Genomic DNA, 20007 nt, shown 5'->3' with positions numbered 1-20007 from the left:
ATGAAAAAACCGGTTCCAATGTAACTGAACCGGTTTTTTATACGTTATGATTATTCAACACGAAATGCCCTGACATTGGTAATTGGCTTGTCCCTGTTCGATCCATCCATAAAATAAACATGAACGGGTCCGTCTACCCTGAGGGGCTTGCCTTCTTTAGAAAATCCGATCAACAGCTGATCAGCCTGATTCAAATCCAGAGGGTGATCCCCGGTTTCGGTTTCAATCACGATGGACGCACCTTCAGGAAGTGGCTCTGCATTTTTTAAAAATGGCGCAAAAGGTATGGCGAATGTTCCGTTAAGAATCTTTTCTTTCTCATATCTCTTCTCGGTTTTCAAAGTTGGCGGATAGGTTGCACCTTCTTGAATCTCCCGGGACCAGTGCTTGGAAACGGCCTTAGTATATTCTTCCAACTCATCCACTTTTTCTGTCGTATCATCAAAATATGTAGTTAAATCCACTTTTCGATCATCAAAAATCCAAACTCCCGCATCCAATGTAATTGGGAATTTCACCTTCCCTTTAATCGGTATGATACTTTCCACTTCTGACTCCTCCTCTCGCTGATAGTATCAGTATATATGTTAAGAGCAGGTTTGTCACATTCTGATGAAAGCATTTTCAGCGTTTTCAATGAATGAAAATAGGGAAATGATAAATAGGATAAAAGGAGCTGTTGGAGATATGATAAACACTCAGGAATGGTTGGAAGGATTAGTTGAAAAGGCGAGACCCTATGCATCTGAAGGAAAGGTTGCAGAGTACATACCCGCACTTAAGGATCAAAATCCCCATGATCTGGCAATCAGCATTTACACATTGGATAATAACTCCTGTTATGCCGGGGATCATTTGAAGAAATTCACTCTACAAAGCATTTCAAAGGTGATCACCCTTGCACTTGTACTAATGGACTATGGGGAAGAGTACGTTTTTTCCAAGGTTGGAATGGAACCTACAGGAGATCCATTCAACTCCATTGCGAAGCTCGAAACCCACAAGCCGTCAAAGCCCCTTAATCCGATGATCAATGCAGGGGCCCTTGCTGTAACGAATATGATCAAGGGAAACACCGGAATGGAGAAATGGCACCGCTTAATCGAATTCATAAATCATATGACAGGAGAAACGGTCTCATATAATGAAGATGTGGCATATTCAGAATTGCAAACGGCCAATCTGAACCGATCCCTTTGCTATTTCATGAAGCAGCATGGAGTGATCACAGGAAATGTCGAAGATTTACTCGTTCTTTACACGAAGCAATGCGCCGTGGAGATGAACTGTGTGGATCTTGCCAAGATGGGAGCGGTATTCGCCAATGATGGAATCGATCCTGAGAGCGGCCGCGAATTGATTACGAGGGATGTGGCCAGAGTATGTAAAACGTTCATGGTTACATGCGGGATGTATAATACCTCCGGGGAGTTTGCCATTAAGGTGGGGATTCCCGCGAAGAGTGGTGTATCCGGCGGCATCATGGGATCGGTTCCGGGTAAATGCGGAATAGGGATCTTCGGACCGGCACTTGATGATGTCGGAAATAGCATTGCGGGGCTGAAGCTTCTCGAAATGCTCAGTGATGAACACTCATGGAGTATATTTTAACCTGAAATAATGGTACATCCCGTGGTGGGATCCCCCTATTTACCCTTTGAAAATTGTTCGAAATTCTGTCAATGAATCCCGGGGAAAACACTTATTTTTCTTGCAATTTATCGGGTTTAACGATAAAATTTTAAGACAGGAAGGTTATTTGTTCGGAATGGGGGGATCACTGTGGCGTCAGAAATGACAATCAATCATCGGGAAAAAGCCTATGAACTATTAAAGGCCGACGCAGAAAAGATATTACAACTTATTAAAGTGCAAATGGATAATTTAACGATGCCCCAATGTCCTCTATATGAGGAAGTATTGGATACCCAAATGTTCGGATTATCTCGTGAAATAGAATTTGCGGTCCGCTTAGGGCTTGTAGATGATCAAGATGGAAAAGATCTGATTGATTCTTTGGAAAGACAACTTTCTGCCCTTCATGAAGCATCTACAAAAAAGTAAAATAGTCATGACAACTCAAACAATACATAGATCTGTTGTTTGAGTTTTTTTGTTAAAGAACAGATGATTATAAGAGATGAAAATGATATAAGAGAAAAAGGATTGAAATGTCATGATTAAAAAAATAGCAAAATCCTACGATTATTCGCTAATCGCTGTGTATGTAATCCTTTGTTTATTTGGCCTCGTCATGATTTATAGTGCCAGTATGGTCATGGCAGTAGAACGGTTCGGCTGGGACAGTGACCACTTTTATAAAAGGCAGATGATCAATATCATCATCGGCTTTATTGCTTTTACACTAGCCGCGTGGTTTCCGTATAAAGCCTTTCAAGTAAGTAAGATCATTAAAGGCCTGATGTTTGTGATCATCGGTTTATTACTTGCGGTACATATTTTTGGGTATGAGGTGAATAACGCTAAAAGTTGGATCAACTTAGGGTTCATGCCCATCCAGCCATCGGAGTTTGCGAAACTTGCAGTCATCATTTACCTTGGTTCCGTTTACTCTAAGAAACAGGCATACATAGATGACTTCAATAAAGGTCTTGCACCTCCATTACTGTTTCTTGGCTTTATTTGCTTTTTAGTATTTCTGGAACCCGACTTTGGTACGTCAGCTATCATCTTTGCCATCGGTGCCATCGTCATTTCCTGTTCGGGGATCAGTTATAAAACATTTTTCAAGCTTGCAGGTCTGGGAGTTGGATTTTTAATTGTCATCTCCCCGGTCATTTACCTGGCAAGGGGCTTCATCTTTACTAAGGAAAGGCTTAGCAGGATTGAAGCCTACCTTTCCCCGTTTAAATACGCACAGGGTGAAGGGTACCATTTGGTGAACTCTTACCTTGCGATCGGGTCCGGGGGAGTGAAAGGTCTCGGATTAGGACAAAGCGTCCAAAAACTTGGTTATTTACCCGAGCCCCAGACGGATTTCATCATGGCCATCATTGCTGAAGAGTTAGGCGTATTCGGGGTAAGCTTTGTCATCCTCGGCCTTTCTTATATTGTGCTCCGGGGTATCTATACAGGCGTGAAATGTCAGGATCCGTTTGGAACGATGCTTGCAATCGGAATCTCCTGCATGATCGGCATCCAGGCTTTCATCAATCTTGGAGGGGTATCCGGATTAATACCGATCACAGGGGTCCCGCTCCCGTTCATCAGTTACGGTGGATCGTCCCTGTTGGTGCTATCTTTGTCGATGGGTGTCTTAGTAAATGTGTCGATGTTTGTAAAATTTGAAGAAAAATATAAAACAAAGAAGGAAAATGACTATCCTTCGGAGAATAAGGATAATAGCAAAAAAATATATGGTGTAAAAATGTAGGTCACTTTGATAGAGTATCTAAAACTCTAAGTCTAGGGTCTGCCCCCTAAGATACTTCTTAATTATCTTTGGGGTCAGCCCTTTTTTCATAGACTTCAATATGGAGAATTTCAATCATGAATAGCCAAAAGGAGAGAGTGTATTGAAACGAATTAAAAAAGTACTGGTAGCTAACCGCGGAGAAATTGCCATCCGTGTGTTCCGTGCATGTACGGAGCTTAATATTAGAACCGTAGCGATCTATAGTAAAGAAGATTCAGGGGCATATCATCGATATAAGGCAGATGAAGCCTATTTGATAGGTGAGGGGAAGAAACCTATTGATGCTTATCTGGATATAGAAGGGATCATCCGAATTGCAAAGAATGCAGATGTGGATGCCATCCACCCGGGATATGGCTTCCTGTCTGAAAATATCCATTTTGCCAGACGTTGTGAAGAAGAGGGAATCACCTTTGTAGGACCTCATTCTGAGCACTTGAATATGTTTGGTGACAAGGTTAAGGCACGGCATCAGGCCCAGGAGGCGAATATTCCGGTCATCCCGGGTACAGATGGACCTGTAGAAACTTTGGAAGAAGTCATCAGCTTTGGGAAGGAAAATGGATTCCCGATCATCATTAAAGCCTCACTGGGTGGCGGTGGACGGGGAATGCGCATCGTCCGAAACCTTGAAAGCTTAAAAGAAGCCTATGAGCGAGCCAAATCAGAAGCCAAGGCAGCGTTTGGTAATGATGAGATTTATGTGGAGAGATTTGTTGAAAATCCGAAACACATTGAAGTCCAGATTCTTGGAGATCATGACGGTAACATCGTTCACTTATATGAGCGTGATTGTTCCATTCAGAGACGCCATCAAAAGGTAGTGGAAATTGCCCCATCCGTATCCTTGAGTGATCAGCTGAGAGAGGATATCTGCGAAGCAGCCGTCCGGTTAATGGATAATGTCAAGTACGTGAACGCAGGGACCGTTGAGTTCCTGGTAGCGAATGATCAGTTCTACTTCATCGAAGTAAATCCACGTGTACAAGTGGAACATACCATTACGGAAATGGTGACAGGAGTTGATATTGTACAATCACAATTGATGATCGCGGAAGGTTATGCCCTGCACAGCGACAAGCTTGGTATCCCTCTTCAGGATGACATCAGGACGAATGGATTTGCCATTCAATCCCGTGTGACAACGGAGGATCCATTGAACAACTTCATGCCTGACACCGGGAAAATCATGGCGTACCGATCAGGTGGAGGTTTCGGGGTCCGTCTCGATGCTGGGAATGGATTCCAGGGTGCGGTCATTACACCTTATTACGATTCCCTTCTGGTGAAGCTTTCCACGTGGGCTCTTACATTTGAACAAGCTGCGTCCAAAATGGTCAGAAATCTTCAAGAATTTAGAATACGGGGGATCAAAACGAATATCCCTTTTTTAGAAAATGTTGTAAAGCATGAAAACTTCATTACAGGACAATATGATACATCGTTTATCGATACGACTCCTGAACTATTCATTTTCCCGAAAAGGAAAGACCGTGGAACGAAAATGCTTTCGTATATCGGGAACGTAACCGTTAATGGCTTCCCGGGAGTAGAGAAAAAGAAAAAACCTGTTTTCCAAAAACCGCGGGTACCTACCCTTGACGTAAAGAGAGATTTTCAACCAGGAACGAAACAAATCCTGGATCAGCATGGGGCGGACGGCCTGGTGAATTGGGTCAAAGAGCAGAACTCTGTACTCCTCACAGATACAACATTCCGTGATGCCCATCAATCTTTACTGGCGACACGTGTCAGAACAAATGACCTGAAGCAGATAGCTGAACCAACATCTCAGTTGCTGCCGGATATGTTTTCATATGAAATGTGGGGTGGAGCAACATTCGATGTGGCATACCGCTTTCTTAAGGAAGACCCATGGAATCGATTGTTGACTTTGAGAGAACGCATTCCAAATGTCTTATTCCAAATGCTCCTTAGAGCATCCAATGCGGTAGGGTATAAGAACTACCCGGACAATGTAATAAGGGAATTCGTCGAAAAATCAGCGTTTGCCGGTATTGACGTCTTCAGGATCTTTGACAGCTTAAACTGGGTCAAAGGAATGGAAGTAGCGATCGATGCCGTGAGACAAAGCGGAAAAATCGCAGAAGCGGCCATTTGCTATACCGGTGATATCGATGACCCGACACGGACAAAATATAATATCGATTACTATAAGAATATGGCCAAAGAACTCGAAGCGAGTGGTGCCCATATTCTGGCTATCAAGGATATGGCGGGACTGTTGAAGCCACAGTCTGCCTACCGGTTGATTTCCGAACTGAAAGATACTGTCAGCCTGCCGATTCACCTGCATACACACGATACGAGCGGGAACGGAATCTACACATACGCCAGAGCCGTGGAAGCGGGTGTTGACATTGTGGATACGGCCCTCAGCACCATGTCCGGCCTGACGTCCCAACCAAGTGCCAATACGTTGTATTACGCGTTAAAAGGGACGGAAAGAGAACCGAATGTAAACATCGATTCCCTGGAAACCCTCTCTCACTATTGGGAAGACGTCCGAAAGTATTATGCAGACTTTGAAAGTGGGATGATGTCGCCGCATTCAGAAGTGTACAAACATGAGATGCCCGGGGGACAGTACAGCAATCTTCAGCAACAGGCAAAAGCAGTTGGGCTGGGTCACCGTTGGGAAGAAGTAAAAGACATGTATGCAAGGGTCAACCATCTCTTCGGGGACATAGTCAAGGTGACTCCTTCTTCTAAAGTAGTCGGAGACATGGCTTTGTTCATGGTTCAAAACGATTTGTCCGAAACAGACGTACTTGAAAAAGGTGAGAAAATTGATTTTCCTGATTCAGTGGTTGAATTATTTGAAGGATCCCTGGGTCAACCTCACGGAGGCTTTCCTAAAGAATTGCAGAGCGTGATTTTGAAAGGACGCAATCCTTTGACCGTACGACCTGGAGAACTACTGGATGATGTGGACTTCACAGCGTTGAAAGAAAAACTCTTTGAAGACCTCGAGCGTCCGGTCACGAGTTTTGATGCCCTTGGATATGCCCTCTATCCGAAAGTGTTCATGGAATACGCACAAACAATGGATCAATTCGGAGATATCTCAGTCCTTGATACCCCTACATTCTTATTCGGGATGAGACTGGGTGAAGAAATAGAAGTGGAAATCGAAACCGGAAAGACACTCATCGTGAAGCTTGTCTCGATTGGCCAGGCTCAGGCAGATGGTACCCGTATTGTTTACTTCGAACTTAATGGTCAGGCACGTGAAGTAGTCATTAAGGACGAAAGTATTAAATCCACTGTGGCGGCCAAAATGAAGGCTGATGTGAAAAATGAAAATCATATCGGGGCTTCTATGCCGGGAACCGTTATACGGGTCATCGCAGAAAAAGGAGAAACGGTTGAAAAGGGAGATCATTTAATGATAACTGAAGCCATGAAGATGGAAACGACCGTTCAGGCACCTTTTGCAGGTGTAGTTAAAGATATCTATGTGGAAAACGGGGATGCCATCAGCCCGGGGGATTTATTGATTGAAGTGGATAAAGCTTAATGAAAAAGGATTCCGGTACATGTACCGGAATCCTTTTTTCTATGGCTTACGTTTACTTCTTGAAGCAAGAAGATTGAAGTAACATAATAATCCAAACAGACAAGAAATAATTAAAGCGTGCATTAAGGCAATTGCCAGATTCAGTCGGGTGAACACTACGAGTGCCCCACTCATTACTTGAAGACAAACCAGGGTAAAGGCAATGATCCAACCCCAGTAGATCACTTTCTGGTGCTTATGCTCTTTAATGGCAATGTAAGTGATATAAGCAATCCATAAGAAGATGAGGCCTGCTGCTGCCCTGTGCCCCATTTGAATCCATTCGTATAGATTAGTGGGTAGGCTTGGGGAGGAGTTGACGCATAATGGCCAATCCTTGCACACCAAGCTAGACTCCGTATGCCTTACGAGAGCGCCGGTATAAACAACAAGATAACTATAAATCGTCACCCCAACCGTATGAAATCTCATCCGTTTGTTGATGACCAATGAATTCGCATCAAATTTCTGGTCGACTTCAAAAATCAGAAATGTCAATAATAATATAGAAGCAAAAGAAATAAGGGAAATTCCAAAATGTATGGCCAGGACGAAATCCGATTGCCCCCATAATACAGCTGCAGCACCGATTAATCCCTGCAATACAAGAAAGAAGAAAGAAAGGGCTGCAAGGAATTTTGTTTCCCGTTTATAACCGATTGACCTCCATGACCAGATCGATAAAGCCAGAACCAATAATCCCACACCGCCTGATACAACACGGTGTGCTAATTCTATAATAAGCTCAAATGTAATATCACTTGGGATGAACTGTCCGTTACAAAGGGGCCAAGATCGCCCGCAGCCCATGCCGGATTCCGTCTTCGTCACCAGGGCTCCACCCAACAGCACGAATAACATCCCCAAAGTGGTCAGAACGGCAAGCCACTTTAATCCTTTGTGAACACCTTTTTGCAATCTATTCACCTTCTTAATTAAAAAACTCTACACACTTTCTATAAATAAATATAGTAGAAAAATATATATGCCTCTACGATATTACATAATAGGTATGAAAAACTCAACCGATAAAATGTTACAGAATTATGAGCATTTATATTGGGAGAATAGAGAATAGTAATAGTAGGGAAGGACTAATTTGCGTAAAAACAAAATCTGTAAGCGCTTTGCTGTGTTTTATGGTATGATGGGATTAAAATGTTGGTAGAAATATGAAGAACCGTCTGCGTCTTTCTTTCTTCACAATTTCTTCACATAATTGTCTAATTCTCCCCCAAAAAGGAAAAAATATATGGTTTAATATAATATTGATAGCATATATACTATTTCTTATCTGTGGATGTTTTTACAGATGAATATAGAAATAGTTAATCATTTCCTATATAGTATAGAGGTGGCAACAAACCTCTTGCCTTTTATAGAGAGGAGAGAGAAAATGTCTAACAGTCGAATCATGACAGACGTTGAAAAAGCAGATGTGACAGCTTCCACTGCTTGGAAGGATTTTTTAGCGCTCATTAAAATTGGGATCGTTAATTCCAATTTAATTACAACCTTTACAGGTATGTGGTTAGCCTTTTATTTTACGAATACACACTTTCTAAATTCCCTGGATATCATGTTTCTTACGTTGATAGGTTCTTCCCTTATTATTGCGGGGTCCTGCTCCATTAACAATGTATATGATCGGGACATCGATCATCTGATGGAAAGAACGAAGGAACGTCCAACCGTAACAGGCAAGATCAATGGACCAAAGGCATTGTCCCTTGGGTTACTCATGATTGCGGTCGGTCTCATCATGTTATTCATGACAACCATCACTGCGGGTGTCATTGGGTTGATCGGGGTATTTAGTTACGTTGTATTATATACAATGTGGTCAAAAAGAAAATATGTAAGCAACACAATTGTTGGAAGTATCTCTGGTGCGGTTCCGCCCCTAATCGGCTGGGCAGCTGTAGATGCAAACCTGGATGTAGTCGCCTGGGTGCTGTTTCTGATGATGTTTATCTGGCAGCCTCCTCATTTCTATGCATTAGCGATGAAAAGAGTGGAAGAATACAGAGCAGCTAATATCCCGATGCTTCCAGTAGTGAAAGGATTCGCTACAACGAAGCACCATATCGTAGCATGGGTTGCGGCCCTTTTACCCCTTCCTTTCTTCTTGATGGATCTCGGAATGTTCTTCTTTATTCTGGCAACGGCCTTTAACATCGGCTGGCTCGCACTTGGTCTGGCGGGGTATAAGATGAAAGACGATATTAAGTGGTCAAAACTTATGTTTGTCTATTCATTAAATTACTTGACTATCTTGTTCGTAGCGATGGTAATCGTTACGGTACTTTAAGATTAGCGGGAATTCTTTCTGTTAAGAAATCCAAATAGATATTTTTATGGGTCCTTGTTTTATTCAAAGAACATTACATGAAAGAGGGGTTTGATTAAGCTATGAAAGCAAGGCTATCTAAGTGGCGCTTATTTTCAATTGTAGCAATGTTAGCGCTAGTTCTTTCTGGCTGTGGAGAGCCATTTCTCTCCACACTGCAGCCAGCTGGTGAAGTAGCACAGACACAATATGATTTGATGATACTTGCAACATTAATTATGGTATTGGTCATCATTGTAGTCATGGTTGTCTATATGGTTGCGATCGTTCGTTTCCGTAGAAAGAAAGGGGATACAAAAATCCCTAAGCAGGTAGAGGGTAGTCACACACTTGAAATTGTGTGGACCGTTATCCCGATCATCCTACTTCTTATCCTTGCTGTCCCGACTGTTACGGCAACGTTCCAGTTAGCGGATACAAAGGCGATGGATAAAAAGGATGCAGACGGAAATCGTGAGGCATTAGTGATAAATGTCCGTGCCAACCTTTACTGGTGGGAGTTCGAATATCCTGATGAAAAGATCATTACATCTCAAGACTTAGTTGTCCCGACTGATCAAAAGGTATATTTCAATGTGACAGCATCTGATGTAAAACATTCATTCTGGATCCCTGCAGCAGGAGGAAAGATTGATACAAACGTTGATGGTGTAAATAAATTCTTCCTTGAGTTTGACGGGAAAAAGGCCAAAGATGCAGGCGGATTATTCTATGGAAAATGTGCTGAGTTATGTGGTCCTTCCCACGCTTTGATGGACTTTAAAGTTAAAGCGCTTCCTAAAGAGGAATTTACAGCATGGGTTGAAGATATGAAAAATGCAGGAGAACCGAAACCGACTTCTGATCTAGCTCAACAAGGGCAAGAAATCTTCAGCAAAAAATGCTTAAGCTGTCACGCCGTATCACCACAGGATGGAAGACCTGAATCTGCTCGACTTGCTCCTAACTTATCTAACTTCGGTGAGCGTTCACGTATCGCTGGTGTATTAGATCATAATGAAGAAGAGTTGAAAAATTGGATATCAGATCCTGAGCAATACAAACCAGGTAATAAAATGACAGGTACATATGGTAACCTGCAGGAAGATGAAATTGATGCACTTGCAGAGTATTTAATGGGCTTAAAGGTTCAAGATTAATTGGGGATTAGTAAAAGGGAGGTTTAATCGTGAGTAGCTATTCACAGAAAAAAGGCTTCGGCGCGACTGTATGGGACTATATGACAACAGTGGACCATAAAAAGATCGCCATCCTTTACCTAATGGCAGGAGGATTTTTCTTCCTTGTCGGTGGTTTAGAAGCTCTTATCATTCGTATACAACTTGCCGTTCCTAACAACGACTTTGTTAGCGCTGGTTTATACAACGAATTATTAACGATGCACGGTACGACGATGATATTCCTGGCTGCCATGCCGCTAATATTTGCATTTATGAATGCCGTTGTACCATTGCAAATCGGTGCCCGTGACGTTGCGTTTCCTTTCGTAAACTCATTAGGGTTCTGGTTATTCTTCCTTGGGGGAGTATTCCTGAACCTTTCATGGTTTATGGGAGGGGCACCAGATGCAGGATGGACATCTTATGCATCTCTTTCCATGGCGTCACCGGGTCATGGAATCGACTTCTATGTATTGGGGTTACAAATTGCCGGTGCGGGGACATTGATAGGTGGTATCAATTTCCTTGTAACGATCATTAATATGCGTGCTCCAGGAATGACATATATGCGTATGCCACTTTTCACCTGGACAGTATTTGTTACATCGGCACTTATTTTATTCGCGTTTCCTGCCTTGACAGTAGGTTTATTCTTAATGCTGTTTGATCGTATGTTCGGAGCGAATTTCTTCGATGTGGCAAATGGAGGGAATACGATTATCTGGGAACACTTCTTCTGGATTTTCGGCCATCCTGAGGTATACATCCTTGTACTGCCTGCATTCGGGATTTTCTCTGAGATCATTCCACACTTCTCAAGAAAACGCTTATTCGGATACTCATCCATGGTGTTTGCAACCGTATTGATCGGTTTCTTAGGATTCATGGTTTGGGCCCACCATATGTTTACGGTTGGTTTAGGACCAATTGCGAATGCCATATTCGCCGTCGCTACGATGGCAATTGCCGTTCCGACGGGTATCAAGATCTTTAACTGGCTCCTTACCATGTGGGGAGGAAGTCTGAGATTCACGACTCCTATGCTTTATGCTGTAGCATTCATCCCTACTTTCGTAGCGGGTGGGGTAACGGGAATTATGCTTGCTTCTGCCGCAGCAGATTACCAGTTCCACGATACGTATTTCGTTGTTGCCCACTTTCATTACGTTATCGTAGGTGGTGTAGTATTTGCCTTATTAGCAGGTACTCATTATTACTGGCCAAAAATGTTTGGAACAATGTTGAACGATTTCTTAGGAAAGATCGCTTTCTGGTTATTCTTTATCGGATTCCACTTAACGTTCTTCATCCAGCATTTCCTTGGACTTATGGGAATGCCGCGTCGTGTATGGACATTCTTGCCTGGTCAAGGATTCGAAACGGCTAACTTAATCAGCTCCATCGGTGCAGGATTCATGGGTGTAGCCGTAATCGTTTATCTAATCAATATCATTTCAACACAGGTTAAAGGTGTGAAAGTATCCAATGACCCTTGGGGAGACGGACGTACCATTGAATGGGCAATCCCTTCACCACCACCGTTCTATAACTTTAAGCAAACACCGCTTATCCGTGGCCTTGACGCTTATTGGTTAGAGAAAATGGAAGGGAATAAAGGATTGACTCCAGCTGAACCTATCGGTGATATCCATATGCCTAATAATTCCATTTTACCTTTCTTTATCTCACTGGGATTATTCATTGCGGCATTCGGTGCCATGTATCACGTAGATGATAAAGCATGGGCGCTGCCTGTCCTCATCATCGGTATGCTCATCACATTGGGATCCATGTTCCTTCGTTCTGTTGTAGATGACCACGGTTATCATGTGCATAAAGAAGATTTAATGGACGACGATAAAGGGGGTAAGGCATAATGCACGCTGAAGAAAAATTCACGCCAAAGACCTGGCCGGCCTCCCCTGAAAAGGCGACCCTTGAGGGGAAAAATAAATTTATGGGCTTCTGGTTTTTCCTTGGTGGAGAAACAGTCCTTTTCGGCTCTCTTTTTGCAACGTATTTAGCTCTTAAAAACAGAGTTCCTAGTGATAGCCATGCTCTCACTACTGATCTTTTTGATTTACCGCTTTCCTTTTTAGCAACGATGCTGCTTTTAACAAGCTCGCTGACAAGTGTTTATGCGATGTACCATATGAAAAACTACAATTTCCAACGGATGCAGGCCTGGTTATTGATCACTGTGCTTTTAGGGGCAGGCTTCCTGGGATTAGAGATTTATGAGTTTAATCATTACGTACATGAATATGGGCATACTTTTACTAGTAGTGCCTTTGGTTCAGCCTTTTACACACTTGTAGGATTCCACGGGGGACACGTTGCATTCGGTCTTCTATGGATCGTCAGTTTGATGCTTCGTAATGCTAAACGTGGATTGAATCTCTACAATGCGCCGAAGTTCTACTTAGCTTCTCTATACTGGCACTTCATCGACGTTGTATGGGTATTTATCTTTACAGTAGTATACTTAATGGGAATGGTGGGATAAACTGATGGCGAATCAACAATCAACTTCAGGTAACCCAAGTGTAGATTACGAGTATCGTCGTAAGAAGAATGCAGAAGACATGAAAATGCAGTTAACATCCTTCATGTTAATGATTTTCTTAACATTGGTGGCGTTCATCGCTGTAGCAGGGGATTTTGATAAGTACTTTGTTGTACCGTTCATTCTCCTACTGGCAGTTGTCCAGCTGGTGTTTCAACTGTACTACTTCATGCATATGAGTCATAAGGGCCATGAAGCACCTTCATTATTCCTGTATTCTGGTGCACTTGTTGCATTTATCACAGTGTTAACATTTTTAACAATTGTATGGATCTAAAGAAAAAGTCAGCCTTTTGGCTGGCTTTTTTTGTGCAGTGGGGCCAGAACAGTCGGCTCCGCTTTTCGATTGTCCAGCTCCGGCGGGTAGTCCCTCGAGGTCACAACTGAAAAATCCCATAAGGCAAAAAACGCCTTTTGGGATTTCCCAGTTGTGCTTGTCGGGCCTGACCAACCCGCCTCCGCTTTTCGATTGTCCAGCTCCGCCTCCTTGTCCCTCGAGGTCATAAGTCAAATCAACCATAATGGCAAAGGACGCCATTCCGGTTGATTCGCCTTATGCTTGTCGGGGCTGTGCAAGGCGCTTCCGCTTTTCATTGTCCAGCTTCGGCGGGTAGTCCCTCGAGATCACAACTGAAAAATCCCATAAGGCAAAAAACGCCTTTTGGGATTTCCCAGTTGTGCTTGTCGGGCCTGCCCAACCCGCCTCCGCTTTTCGATTGTCCAGCTCCGCCTCCTTGTCCCTCGAGGTCATAAGCTAAATGGGCCAAGAAGGCAAAGGGCGCCTTCCCGGCCCATTCATCTTATGCTTGTCGGGCCAGAACAGTCGGCTCCGCTTTTCTAATGTTCAAGAACTTGTCATTACCTTGCGTTGAAGTGGGGGAGGGTTGTCAGTATAATGGGGGTAGGTGTTAAATGTGAAATGAGGTGAGAAGATGCCTTTAGGTATTTTTGGTTTTATGGCGTTATGGAGCCCGTTTTTTCTCATGACGTTGGTGTTTATGACGGTACTCTATTTTTTGATTACGATAAAATGGAGGGAAAGCTTCAAGGATAACAGGATATTGACTGGAAAGGAAGCAGCGTTTTTCCTTGTTTCTATGGTTCTTTTATATGCCATCAAGGGTTCGCCTGTTGAGGTTCTCAGCGGGATATTGTTTTCTGCACATATGACACAGATGGCATTTCTATATCTTGTCTTTACTCCGCTATTGATTTTGGGAATACCGGATTGGGTTTGGAAGGCAACGATTGAATTGCCTGTCGTCAAACAATTATTCAGTTTTATGACCAAGCCGCTGATTTCCTTATTGTCATTCAATCTGGTTTTTTCGATTTACCATATCCCGTTAATTTTCGATAATGTACGTACCGATGTCACTCTACACGCTTTGACCACGTTCATATTATTCATTCTTGCTGTATTTATGTGGTGGCCATTGATTAATCCGGCAGATGAAGATATTGAATTAAGTGGATTAAAACGAATCGGATACATTCTGGGAAGTGCCGTGTTATTGACACCGGCTTGTGGATTGATCATCTTCGCCGAAAACCCGATGTATGCGACCTATAATGATCCAAACGAATGGCTTCAAGCTTTATCCCTTTGTGTGCCTGCGAATACACTAGAAGGATTGACACTGACAGGTCCGGAATTATTTACATCCATGTCGACTCTCTATGATCAACAGCTGGGAGGAGTCTTAATGAAGATTATTCAGGAAATCGTGTTCGGTGTCGTTCTATTTAATTTGTTCTTCCAATGGTATAGAAAGGATCAGGAGCAGCAGGAGAAGCTTTCATATGACCCTGTAGCAGATTCAAATTTGCCAGAACAATAAATGCTAATGCAAAAATTTCGGGGAGTGTTTTTTCCGGTATGTACAGAGGTAAATATCTCTCCGAGTGAAAGACGCTGGTCAGAATTTTTTAGAAAAGAGAGGAAACGAGATGGATTTACCTATTTTACCTACCATTAGCACGAGTTTTATCGTCTTAAGTGCTGTTACTGTGGCGATAGGCTGGTGGCAGATTAAACAAAGAAAGATTGAACAGCATCAGAAAACGATGACCCTTGCAGGAATCTTCGCCCTTATCTTTTTCGTTATCTACTTAAGCAGGACGATTTTTATCGGGAACACTTCGTTTGGCGGTCCTGATGACATAAAGATCTATTATACGATCTTCCTGGTCTTTCATATTACTCTTGCGACCACAGGCGCCGTATTTGGCATCTTGAGCCTTTGGACAGGGTATAAAGATCGCCTTAAGACCCATCGCAAGCTTGGTCCGATTACAAGCTTCATATGGTTCTTCACGGCCATCACAGGGGTTGCCGTATATCTTCTGCTTTACGTTTTCTACAAAGGTGGAGAGACAACATCCGTTATTAGGGCAATACTCGGTTATTAATTAAAAGCCCGCTATGCGAAAAGCACATAGCGGGTTTTTTATACTTTGAAATTGGTTTTAATGATCCCTGCTTCTTTTGCGGAGTTAAACACAATGAGAAGCAGGGGGCCGATAATGAATCCCAATACCCCAAATAGTTTAAGGCCTAGATACATGGCGATGAGCGTAGCAAGAGGGGACAATCCGATATGGCTTCCCATTACCTTTGGCTCTACGGTTCGTCTGATGATCAACAGTATGGCAGCGAGCACCGCTAATTGGCTTCCGAGCGCGATGTTTCCGGTCAATAGATGGAAAATTGCCCAGGGGCCCAATACAACGATAGAACCGATCAGTGGAATGAAATCAATCACCCAAATGATGAGGGACATGACAATTGCCACATCAGGAGCTATGAAAAGAAGTCCGATCAAGGAAACGATAAAGATGATGATACTGACCAGAAACTGCGCTTTAAAGAATCCAAATATAACGTAGGTAAGTCTCGACGTCATGAAGGTTACTTTCTCAGCTGTTCTTTCTGTCAGATGACCATAAATGGATTTCTTGATCCGGGGCAGATCCAGCATGAATAGAAAAAGTGCGATTAAGTAGACGAGAAAACTTACCAGATAATTCGGGATATACGACAAAAAGACGCTTATTTTTTCTATGTTGAATGAATTAAGAATCTTAGTCTTGCCGCTTTCCAGAAAGTTCTGGACATCTTCACTGAAGCTCTTCACCAACTCATCAGGGAGATCCTCGGTTGCATTCAACAATCTATCTTCATAATCCAGCCAGATATCGCTTAATTGATTAACGTATTTGGGTGCATCTTCAATAAGCTTAATTCCTTCTCCGACCACTTTAGTGGTGACGAAAAATGAGGAAATACTGATAAGGAGTAGAAACAGAATGAAAACGGAAAGGACCGCGAATCTCCGTTTTGTTGAAAAGCGTTTTTGAATAAAGCCTACAGCAGGCTCAAGAAAAAGAGCGGTAATGATCGCCATAATCAATGTGACGGATACCGGCAGAATAAAAAATGCAATTAATGCTATCAGTACGATGACCAATGCCGTCATCCATACTTTTTTAGTGAAAAACTTGGACAATGGTGTACCCCTTTCTAACAGGAACCTCTTACTTTTATTATATTAGAGTCAAAGAAGAATGAACAGTGGGAAGAAAGTGAAATTTTGAAGGTTTTGTATCCATTTAGAACAGGTGGCAATGAAGGGTCTTTCTTGCGAAAAGATCATATAGAAAAGACTGTCCATAAGTCAGACAGTCTTTTCTAAGGTGTATTACCATGCAAAGTTCGCTGCATCTTTTTTAACATCAGCTAAGAGCTTTTCGCAAGAAGTGACGAGATGTTTAGGGAACTCTTCACCTTCACCATATTCAACTCCGTGGGGGTAGTAATGTTTCCCAAGTAGCGGAGTCATTAATTGGATAACAGCGTCATGCTTTCCGATATCCCCCTCGACTGCGAGACCCTGGATCCGTAAATAGAAAATACCTTCTCTAATTTCGAATTTCCGGTCATAGGTTACACGCTCATAATCCCATTGGCCCGCACGGACAAGTCCATGAGATTCCATGATTTCGTCCAATCGGTTTAAATCGACTTTTAAGCTTTCAAATTCAGTTGCTTCAAAACGCATAATATTTTCCTCCTGTAATGGCTTGCATGAGAACAGCGGATACTTCGTTACCCCCATGCTGTCCGTATGGTAAAAGCATTTATATCGGTGTATGTACATTGATACTAAATGCGGTATTTCTCATTCTTAATAATAGTGGAAAAAACTTTATCTTGCAATGTCTTGAATCATTTGAATTGGGTGATTTTTAAAAAATGGTTAAACTTTTACAAGATGAACATCCCATCATACTAGGATTTACATGATTTGTTGCACAATAACGATTGAGGGAGTATGTCTGTTTTAGAACGAAGAAAAATATGCTATCCTTTATTGTAGGTCAGATTTTCATAAACAATTTTAGTGGTATACTATTTATAGTTAAATAGACCTGTTTTTTCAAGGGGAGAAGAGAGGAGGGGAAATTCTGAGAACGGTTTTACGTGTTTTGATCATTTTTGTCATTATTTTAATTATTGGTATTTATCAAGGTCAAAAGCAGGAAAACAAACCATTAAAGGCACCAGAAACCCAAACTCTTAAGGAAGACAAAGAGAACAAGGTGAATCAAACAATCGAGACACCCGGGGAAAGACCGGCTTCAGGCTTATCTACCTGGATAGGTAAAGATACGAAAAAGGTAAAAAAAGCATTTGGGGAACCGGAAAGAGTCGAACCCAGTCCATATGGGTATGAATGGTGGGTATACCCGATTTCTACTAAACAATACATACAAATGGGCGTTTTGAACCATAAAGTTGTTACCCTCTATGCCATTGGGAATCAGGTGGATGTCGCCCCTTATAAGTTGGGACAACGCCTAGAAGATATTTATCGTTTTACCATTGTCGAATCTGAAATAGTTGTGAACGATGATTCAGGTGCCTATCAATTCGAACTGAATGAAGAAGATCTGAATACCCGTCTTCTCGTACCACTCGGAAATATCTATGCTCAGCTTTACTTGGATAAAATCACAAGCCGGCTGACGAGTATCCGATTTCTGGATAGCCGCACATTGATCGAGATGCACCCGTATGAAATGATGTATCGAGGTGAATTGGCTGAGGAAACGGAACCGAGCGAAGACGAATGGGATAAGGTGAATACTGCCAGTGAACAGCAGATATTTGATATTACAAACGTGATTAGACATCAGTTTGGTGAAGATACACTGAAGTGGGATGAGGAAACGGCCCAAATAGCCCGGGGACATAGTAAAGAAATGTTTGAGAAGAACTACTTCTCCCATGATTCTCCTACCATTGGGGATCTCTCTCAGCGTTTAGAACAAGGGGGTGTACGTTTTAAGACAGCAGGTGAAAACATTGCATCCCAGTACACTGATGCTCCGGAAGCCGTGCATGGGTGGCTCAATTCAGAAGGTCACAGGAAGATCCTGCTGGAGCAGGATTTCACGCATCTTGGCGTAGGGGTTTACAAACGTTTTTATACCCAGAATTTCATAGAGAAAATGGAAGATGAAGAATAAAAAAGTGGGTTCTCCAATATTGAATTGGAGAACCCACTTTTTTTATTGCTTCTTTCTGAAGATGAAAAAAGAACCCGTTGAGTGCGCCACGATTTTCCCCTCAGAACTTACCACTTTACCGTCCACTACAATTGTTTTGCTTCCTTGGTGGACGACTGTCGCATGGGCAGTGAGTCGTTCACCTACACCGGGTGCCAAGTAATGGACATTTAAGTTTGTCGTTACAGCGCCATAACCTTCGGGCAGTATCATATTCGCTAAGGTACCCATAGCTGTATCCACTAGGGTAGCGGTTACACCACCATGTACAATTTCCAGGGAATTATGTGTAACGGGAGTGATCGGGATGCTCACCTCAAAGTTTCCGTCCTCCATTTTCCTGTCCATGGCGAAAACTCCGCCGATGATGGACCCGTTTTCACCGCTATTCTTCCGTTGTATTCCTACGAGCAACTGTTTCATAATCAGGAGATCCTCATCAGTCGCTCGTGTCATACATTCACTAAATAATTTGTGTACCTGTTCTCTCATTTTCAAACATCCTTTTAAAGTATTCACAGTCAAGCATAACAAGTACTGAATCGTTGGGGAATCGAATGCGTAAGTACATGTAAATATTACTACAAAAAGGAATGTATCACCATTCTTTTCAACTTTTCATAAAGTGTAGTAGGTAGAAGCCTGTAATGGAGGTGTTCATGTTATGGGGAAATCATTACACCCTAAAGTCAAAGAATTTAAAGGTTTTGTGAAAAAGCACCCAAAAATCATAAAGGATGTCCGAAACGGCGATGCTAATTGGCAGGATCTCTTTGAAGACTGGTATTTGCTTGGGGAAGACGACACAAGATGGGATAAATATAGGACAGAATCAGCGAAAGAAAATGAAAAGACTTCCACCAGTTCCGAAAGTAAAGGAGGGTGGATGGATCAGGTGGGAGAAAAGGTGAAGAAAATGGACGCTAATCAATTGCAGCAGCATATTAACAGCTTAAGTGAAGCACTTGGGACAGTTCAGGGAGTGCTCAGTCAATTTCAATCAGGTAACAATAGGGGATCAGGGACAGCGACCAAAACGGAAGCGCCAGCCAAGCCTTCCCATCCTTTTTCTTTCCGGAAAGATTAGGGGGTAAAATATGAGATCAGATGTCATTGAATATATTTATGGAAAAGAAGACCTGAAGTTATTCCTTAGGGATCAACCCGAGTGGTACCGCACACTTTCCCGAAATCCCAATGAGTTAGAAAAGTTTGAGATCGCGTCCATTAATCATTTTCAAAAAACGATCCCGCACAGGGTTCAAAAATTTTCAAATGGTGTCCAGATGGCTTCCATGATGATCAGTATGTTTCAATCAATGAATAGTGCCGACGATTAAGGTA

19 protein-coding genes are annotated in these 20007 nt (G+C 42.5%); 14 read left to right on the top strand and 5 right to left on the bottom strand.

Annotated elements, in window-relative coordinates; all coding sequences use genetic code 11:
- Positions 1–50 precede the first annotated feature (50 nt).
- A complete protein-coding gene (locus ACSQ2E_RS14395) occupies positions 51–548 on the bottom strand; it encodes a peptidyl-prolyl cis-trans isomerase (protein WP_435991561.1) in 498 nt (165 codons plus the stop codon).
- A gap of 139 nt (positions 549–687) precedes the next feature.
- Between ACSQ2E_RS14395 and glsA the strand changes: the two genes are divergently transcribed.
- The 4 genes from glsA (at position 688) to pyc (ending at position 6977) form a co-directional block, all read left to right on the top strand.
- The gene (gene glsA / locus ACSQ2E_RS14390; protein ID WP_435991559.1) at positions 688–1611 is read left to right on the top strand and encodes a glutaminase A; all 924 of its coding nucleotides are present in this window, start codon (positions 688–690) and stop codon (positions 1609–1611) included.
- Between the two features lie 171 nt (positions 1612–1782).
- Positions 1783–2064: a YlaN family protein gene (locus ACSQ2E_RS14385; protein WP_034755973.1), complete on the top strand. Its 282-nt coding sequence runs from the start codon at positions 1783–1785 to the stop codon at positions 2062–2064.
- A 112-nt stretch (positions 2065–2176) separates the two neighbouring features.
- Complete coding sequence (locus ACSQ2E_RS14380; protein ID WP_435991557.1) at positions 2177–3394, top strand: FtsW/RodA/SpoVE family cell cycle protein; 1218 nt, start codon at positions 2177–2179, stop codon at positions 3392–3394.
- 142 nt (positions 3395–3536) lie between these two features.
- A complete protein-coding gene (gene pyc / locus ACSQ2E_RS14375) occupies positions 3537–6977 on the top strand; it encodes a pyruvate carboxylase (RefSeq protein WP_435991555.1) in 3441 nt (1146 codons plus the stop codon).
- Positions 6978–7016: 39 nt separating this feature from the next.
- On the opposite strand, the gene ACSQ2E_RS14370 is transcribed toward pyc, so the two are convergent.
- Positions 7017–7934 (bottom strand): COX15/CtaA family protein, encoded by a 918-nt coding sequence (locus tag ACSQ2E_RS14370; RefSeq protein WP_435991553.1) that lies wholly within the window; start codon positions 7932–7934, stop codon positions 7017–7019.
- A 478-nt stretch (positions 7935–8412) separates the two neighbouring features.
- On the opposite strand from ACSQ2E_RS14370, the gene cyoE reads away from it, so the two are divergent.
- The 7 genes from cyoE to ACSQ2E_RS14335 all read left to right on the top strand — a co-directional run bounded on the left by cyoE (position 8413) and on the right by ACSQ2E_RS14335 (position 15504).
- Positions 8413–9327: a heme o synthase gene (cyoE, locus tag ACSQ2E_RS14365; protein ID WP_435991551.1), complete on the top strand. Its 915-nt coding sequence runs from the start codon at positions 8413–8415 to the stop codon at positions 9325–9327.
- 101 nt (positions 9328–9428) lie between these two features.
- Positions 9429–10505, top strand: a complete 1077-nt coding sequence (gene coxB, locus ACSQ2E_RS14360; protein WP_435991549.1) for a cytochrome c oxidase subunit II — start codon at positions 9429–9431, stop codon at positions 10503–10505.
- Positions 10506–10534: 29 nt separating this feature from the next.
- Positions 10535–12403 carry a cytochrome c oxidase subunit I gene (ctaD, locus tag ACSQ2E_RS14355; RefSeq protein ID WP_435991547.1) on the top strand — a complete coding sequence of 623 codons (1869 nt, stop codon included), beginning with the start codon at positions 10535–10537 and terminating at the stop codon, positions 12401–12403.
- Positions 12403–13032, top strand: coding sequence for a cytochrome (ubi)quinol oxidase subunit III (locus tag ACSQ2E_RS14350; protein WP_034755953.1), 630 nt, complete (start codon positions 12403–12405; stop codon positions 13030–13032). Before ctaD ends, ACSQ2E_RS14350 begins: the two co-directional genes overlap by 1 nt.
- Positions 13033–13036: 4 nt before the next feature.
- A complete protein-coding gene (gene ctaF / locus ACSQ2E_RS14345) occupies positions 13037–13369 on the top strand; it encodes a cytochrome c oxidase subunit IVB (RefSeq protein ID WP_034755952.1) in 333 nt (110 codons plus the stop codon).
- Positions 13370–14024: 655 nt separating this feature from the next.
- Entirely contained in the window at positions 14025–14933 is a 909-nt protein-coding gene (gene ctaG, locus ACSQ2E_RS14340; protein WP_435991544.1) for a cytochrome c oxidase assembly factor CtaG, read from the top strand.
- Positions 14934–15042: 109 nt separating this feature from the next.
- On the top strand, positions 15043–15504 hold the full coding sequence (locus ACSQ2E_RS14335) for a DUF420 domain-containing protein (RefSeq protein WP_435991542.1): 462 nt from the start codon (positions 15043–15045) through the stop codon (positions 15502–15504).
- A 38-nt stretch (positions 15505–15542) separates the two neighbouring features.
- Here the strand turns inward: ACSQ2E_RS14335 and ytvI are convergent, their stop codons facing one another.
- Positions 15543–16601 carry a sporulation integral membrane protein YtvI gene (gene ytvI, locus ACSQ2E_RS14330; RefSeq protein ID WP_435991540.1) on the bottom strand — a complete coding sequence of 353 codons (1059 nt, stop codon included), beginning with the start codon at positions 16599–16601 and terminating at the stop codon, positions 15543–15545.
- Between the two features lie 192 nt (positions 16602–16793).
- Positions 16794–17153, bottom strand: a complete 360-nt coding sequence (locus ACSQ2E_RS14325) for a YugN family protein (RefSeq protein ID WP_435991538.1) — start codon at positions 17151–17153, stop codon at positions 16794–16796.
- A 427-nt stretch (positions 17154–17580) separates the two neighbouring features.
- Between ACSQ2E_RS14325 and ACSQ2E_RS14320 the strand changes: the two genes are divergently transcribed.
- Positions 17581–18624: a CAP domain-containing protein gene (locus ACSQ2E_RS14320; protein ID WP_435991536.1), complete on the top strand. Its 1044-nt coding sequence runs from the start codon at positions 17581–17583 to the stop codon at positions 18622–18624.
- 42 nt (positions 18625–18666) lie between these two features.
- Here ACSQ2E_RS14320 and ACSQ2E_RS14315 read toward each other — a convergent pair whose 3' ends face one another.
- Positions 18667–19155 (bottom strand): PaaI family thioesterase, encoded by a 489-nt coding sequence (locus tag ACSQ2E_RS14315; RefSeq protein WP_435991534.1) that lies wholly within the window; start codon positions 19153–19155, stop codon positions 18667–18669.
- A gap of 172 nt (positions 19156–19327) precedes the next feature.
- Between ACSQ2E_RS14315 and ACSQ2E_RS14310 the strand changes: the two genes are divergently transcribed.
- Complete coding sequence (locus tag ACSQ2E_RS14310; RefSeq protein WP_435991532.1) at positions 19328–19750, top strand: YlbD family protein; 423 nt, start codon at positions 19328–19330, stop codon at positions 19748–19750.
- A 10-nt stretch (positions 19751–19760) separates the two neighbouring features.
- Entirely contained in the window at positions 19761–20003 is a 243-nt protein-coding gene (locus tag ACSQ2E_RS14305) for a YlbE-like family protein (RefSeq protein ID WP_435991530.1), read from the top strand.
- The last annotated feature ends 4 nt before the right edge of the window (positions 20004–20007 follow it).

Source organism: Rossellomorea sp. LjRoot5 (assembly GCF_964253455.1).
Lineage (GTDB): Bacteria > Bacillota > Bacilli > Bacillales > Bacillaceae_B > Rossellomorea.
Note: the sequence above shows the minus strand (reverse complement) of the source record. Positions and strands in the feature narration are given on the sequence as shown.

Coding starts and splice junctions, on each gene's coding strand:
- coxB (WP_435991549.1), top strand. CDS start 9,429: ATGAAAGCAAGGCTATCTAAGTGGCGCTTATTTTCAATTGTAGCAATG.
- ACSQ2E_RS14310 (WP_435991532.1), top strand. CDS start 19,328: ATGGGGAAATCATTACACCCTAAAGTCAAAGAATTTAAAGGTTTTGTG.
- ctaG (WP_435991544.1), top strand. CDS start 14,025: ATGCCTTTAGGTATTTTTGGTTTTATGGCGTTATGGAGCCCGTTTTTT.
- glsA (WP_435991559.1), top strand. CDS start 688: ATGATAAACACTCAGGAATGGTTGGAAGGATTAGTTGAAAAGGCGAGA.
- ACSQ2E_RS14305 (WP_435991530.1), top strand. CDS start 19,761: ATGAGATCAGATGTCATTGAATATATTTATGGAAAAGAAGACCTGAAG.
- cyoE (WP_435991551.1), top strand. CDS start 8,413: ATGTCTAACAGTCGAATCATGACAGACGTTGAAAAAGCAGATGTGACA.
- ACSQ2E_RS14335 (WP_435991542.1), top strand. CDS start 15,043: ATGGATTTACCTATTTTACCTACCATTAGCACGAGTTTTATCGTCTTA.
- ACSQ2E_RS14315 (WP_435991534.1), bottom strand. CDS start 19,155: ATGAGAGAACAGGTACACAAATTATTTAGTGAATGTATGACACGAGCG.
- ACSQ2E_RS14380 (WP_435991557.1), top strand. CDS start 2,177: ATGATTAAAAAAATAGCAAAATCCTACGATTATTCGCTAATCGCTGTG.
- ACSQ2E_RS14325 (WP_435991538.1), bottom strand. CDS start 17,153: ATGCGTTTTGAAGCAACTGAATTTGAAAGCTTAAAAGTCGATTTAAAC.
- ACSQ2E_RS14350 (WP_034755953.1), top strand. CDS start 12,403: ATGCACGCTGAAGAAAAATTCACGCCAAAGACCTGGCCGGCCTCCCCT.
- ctaF (WP_034755952.1), top strand. CDS start 13,037: ATGGCGAATCAACAATCAACTTCAGGTAACCCAAGTGTAGATTACGAG.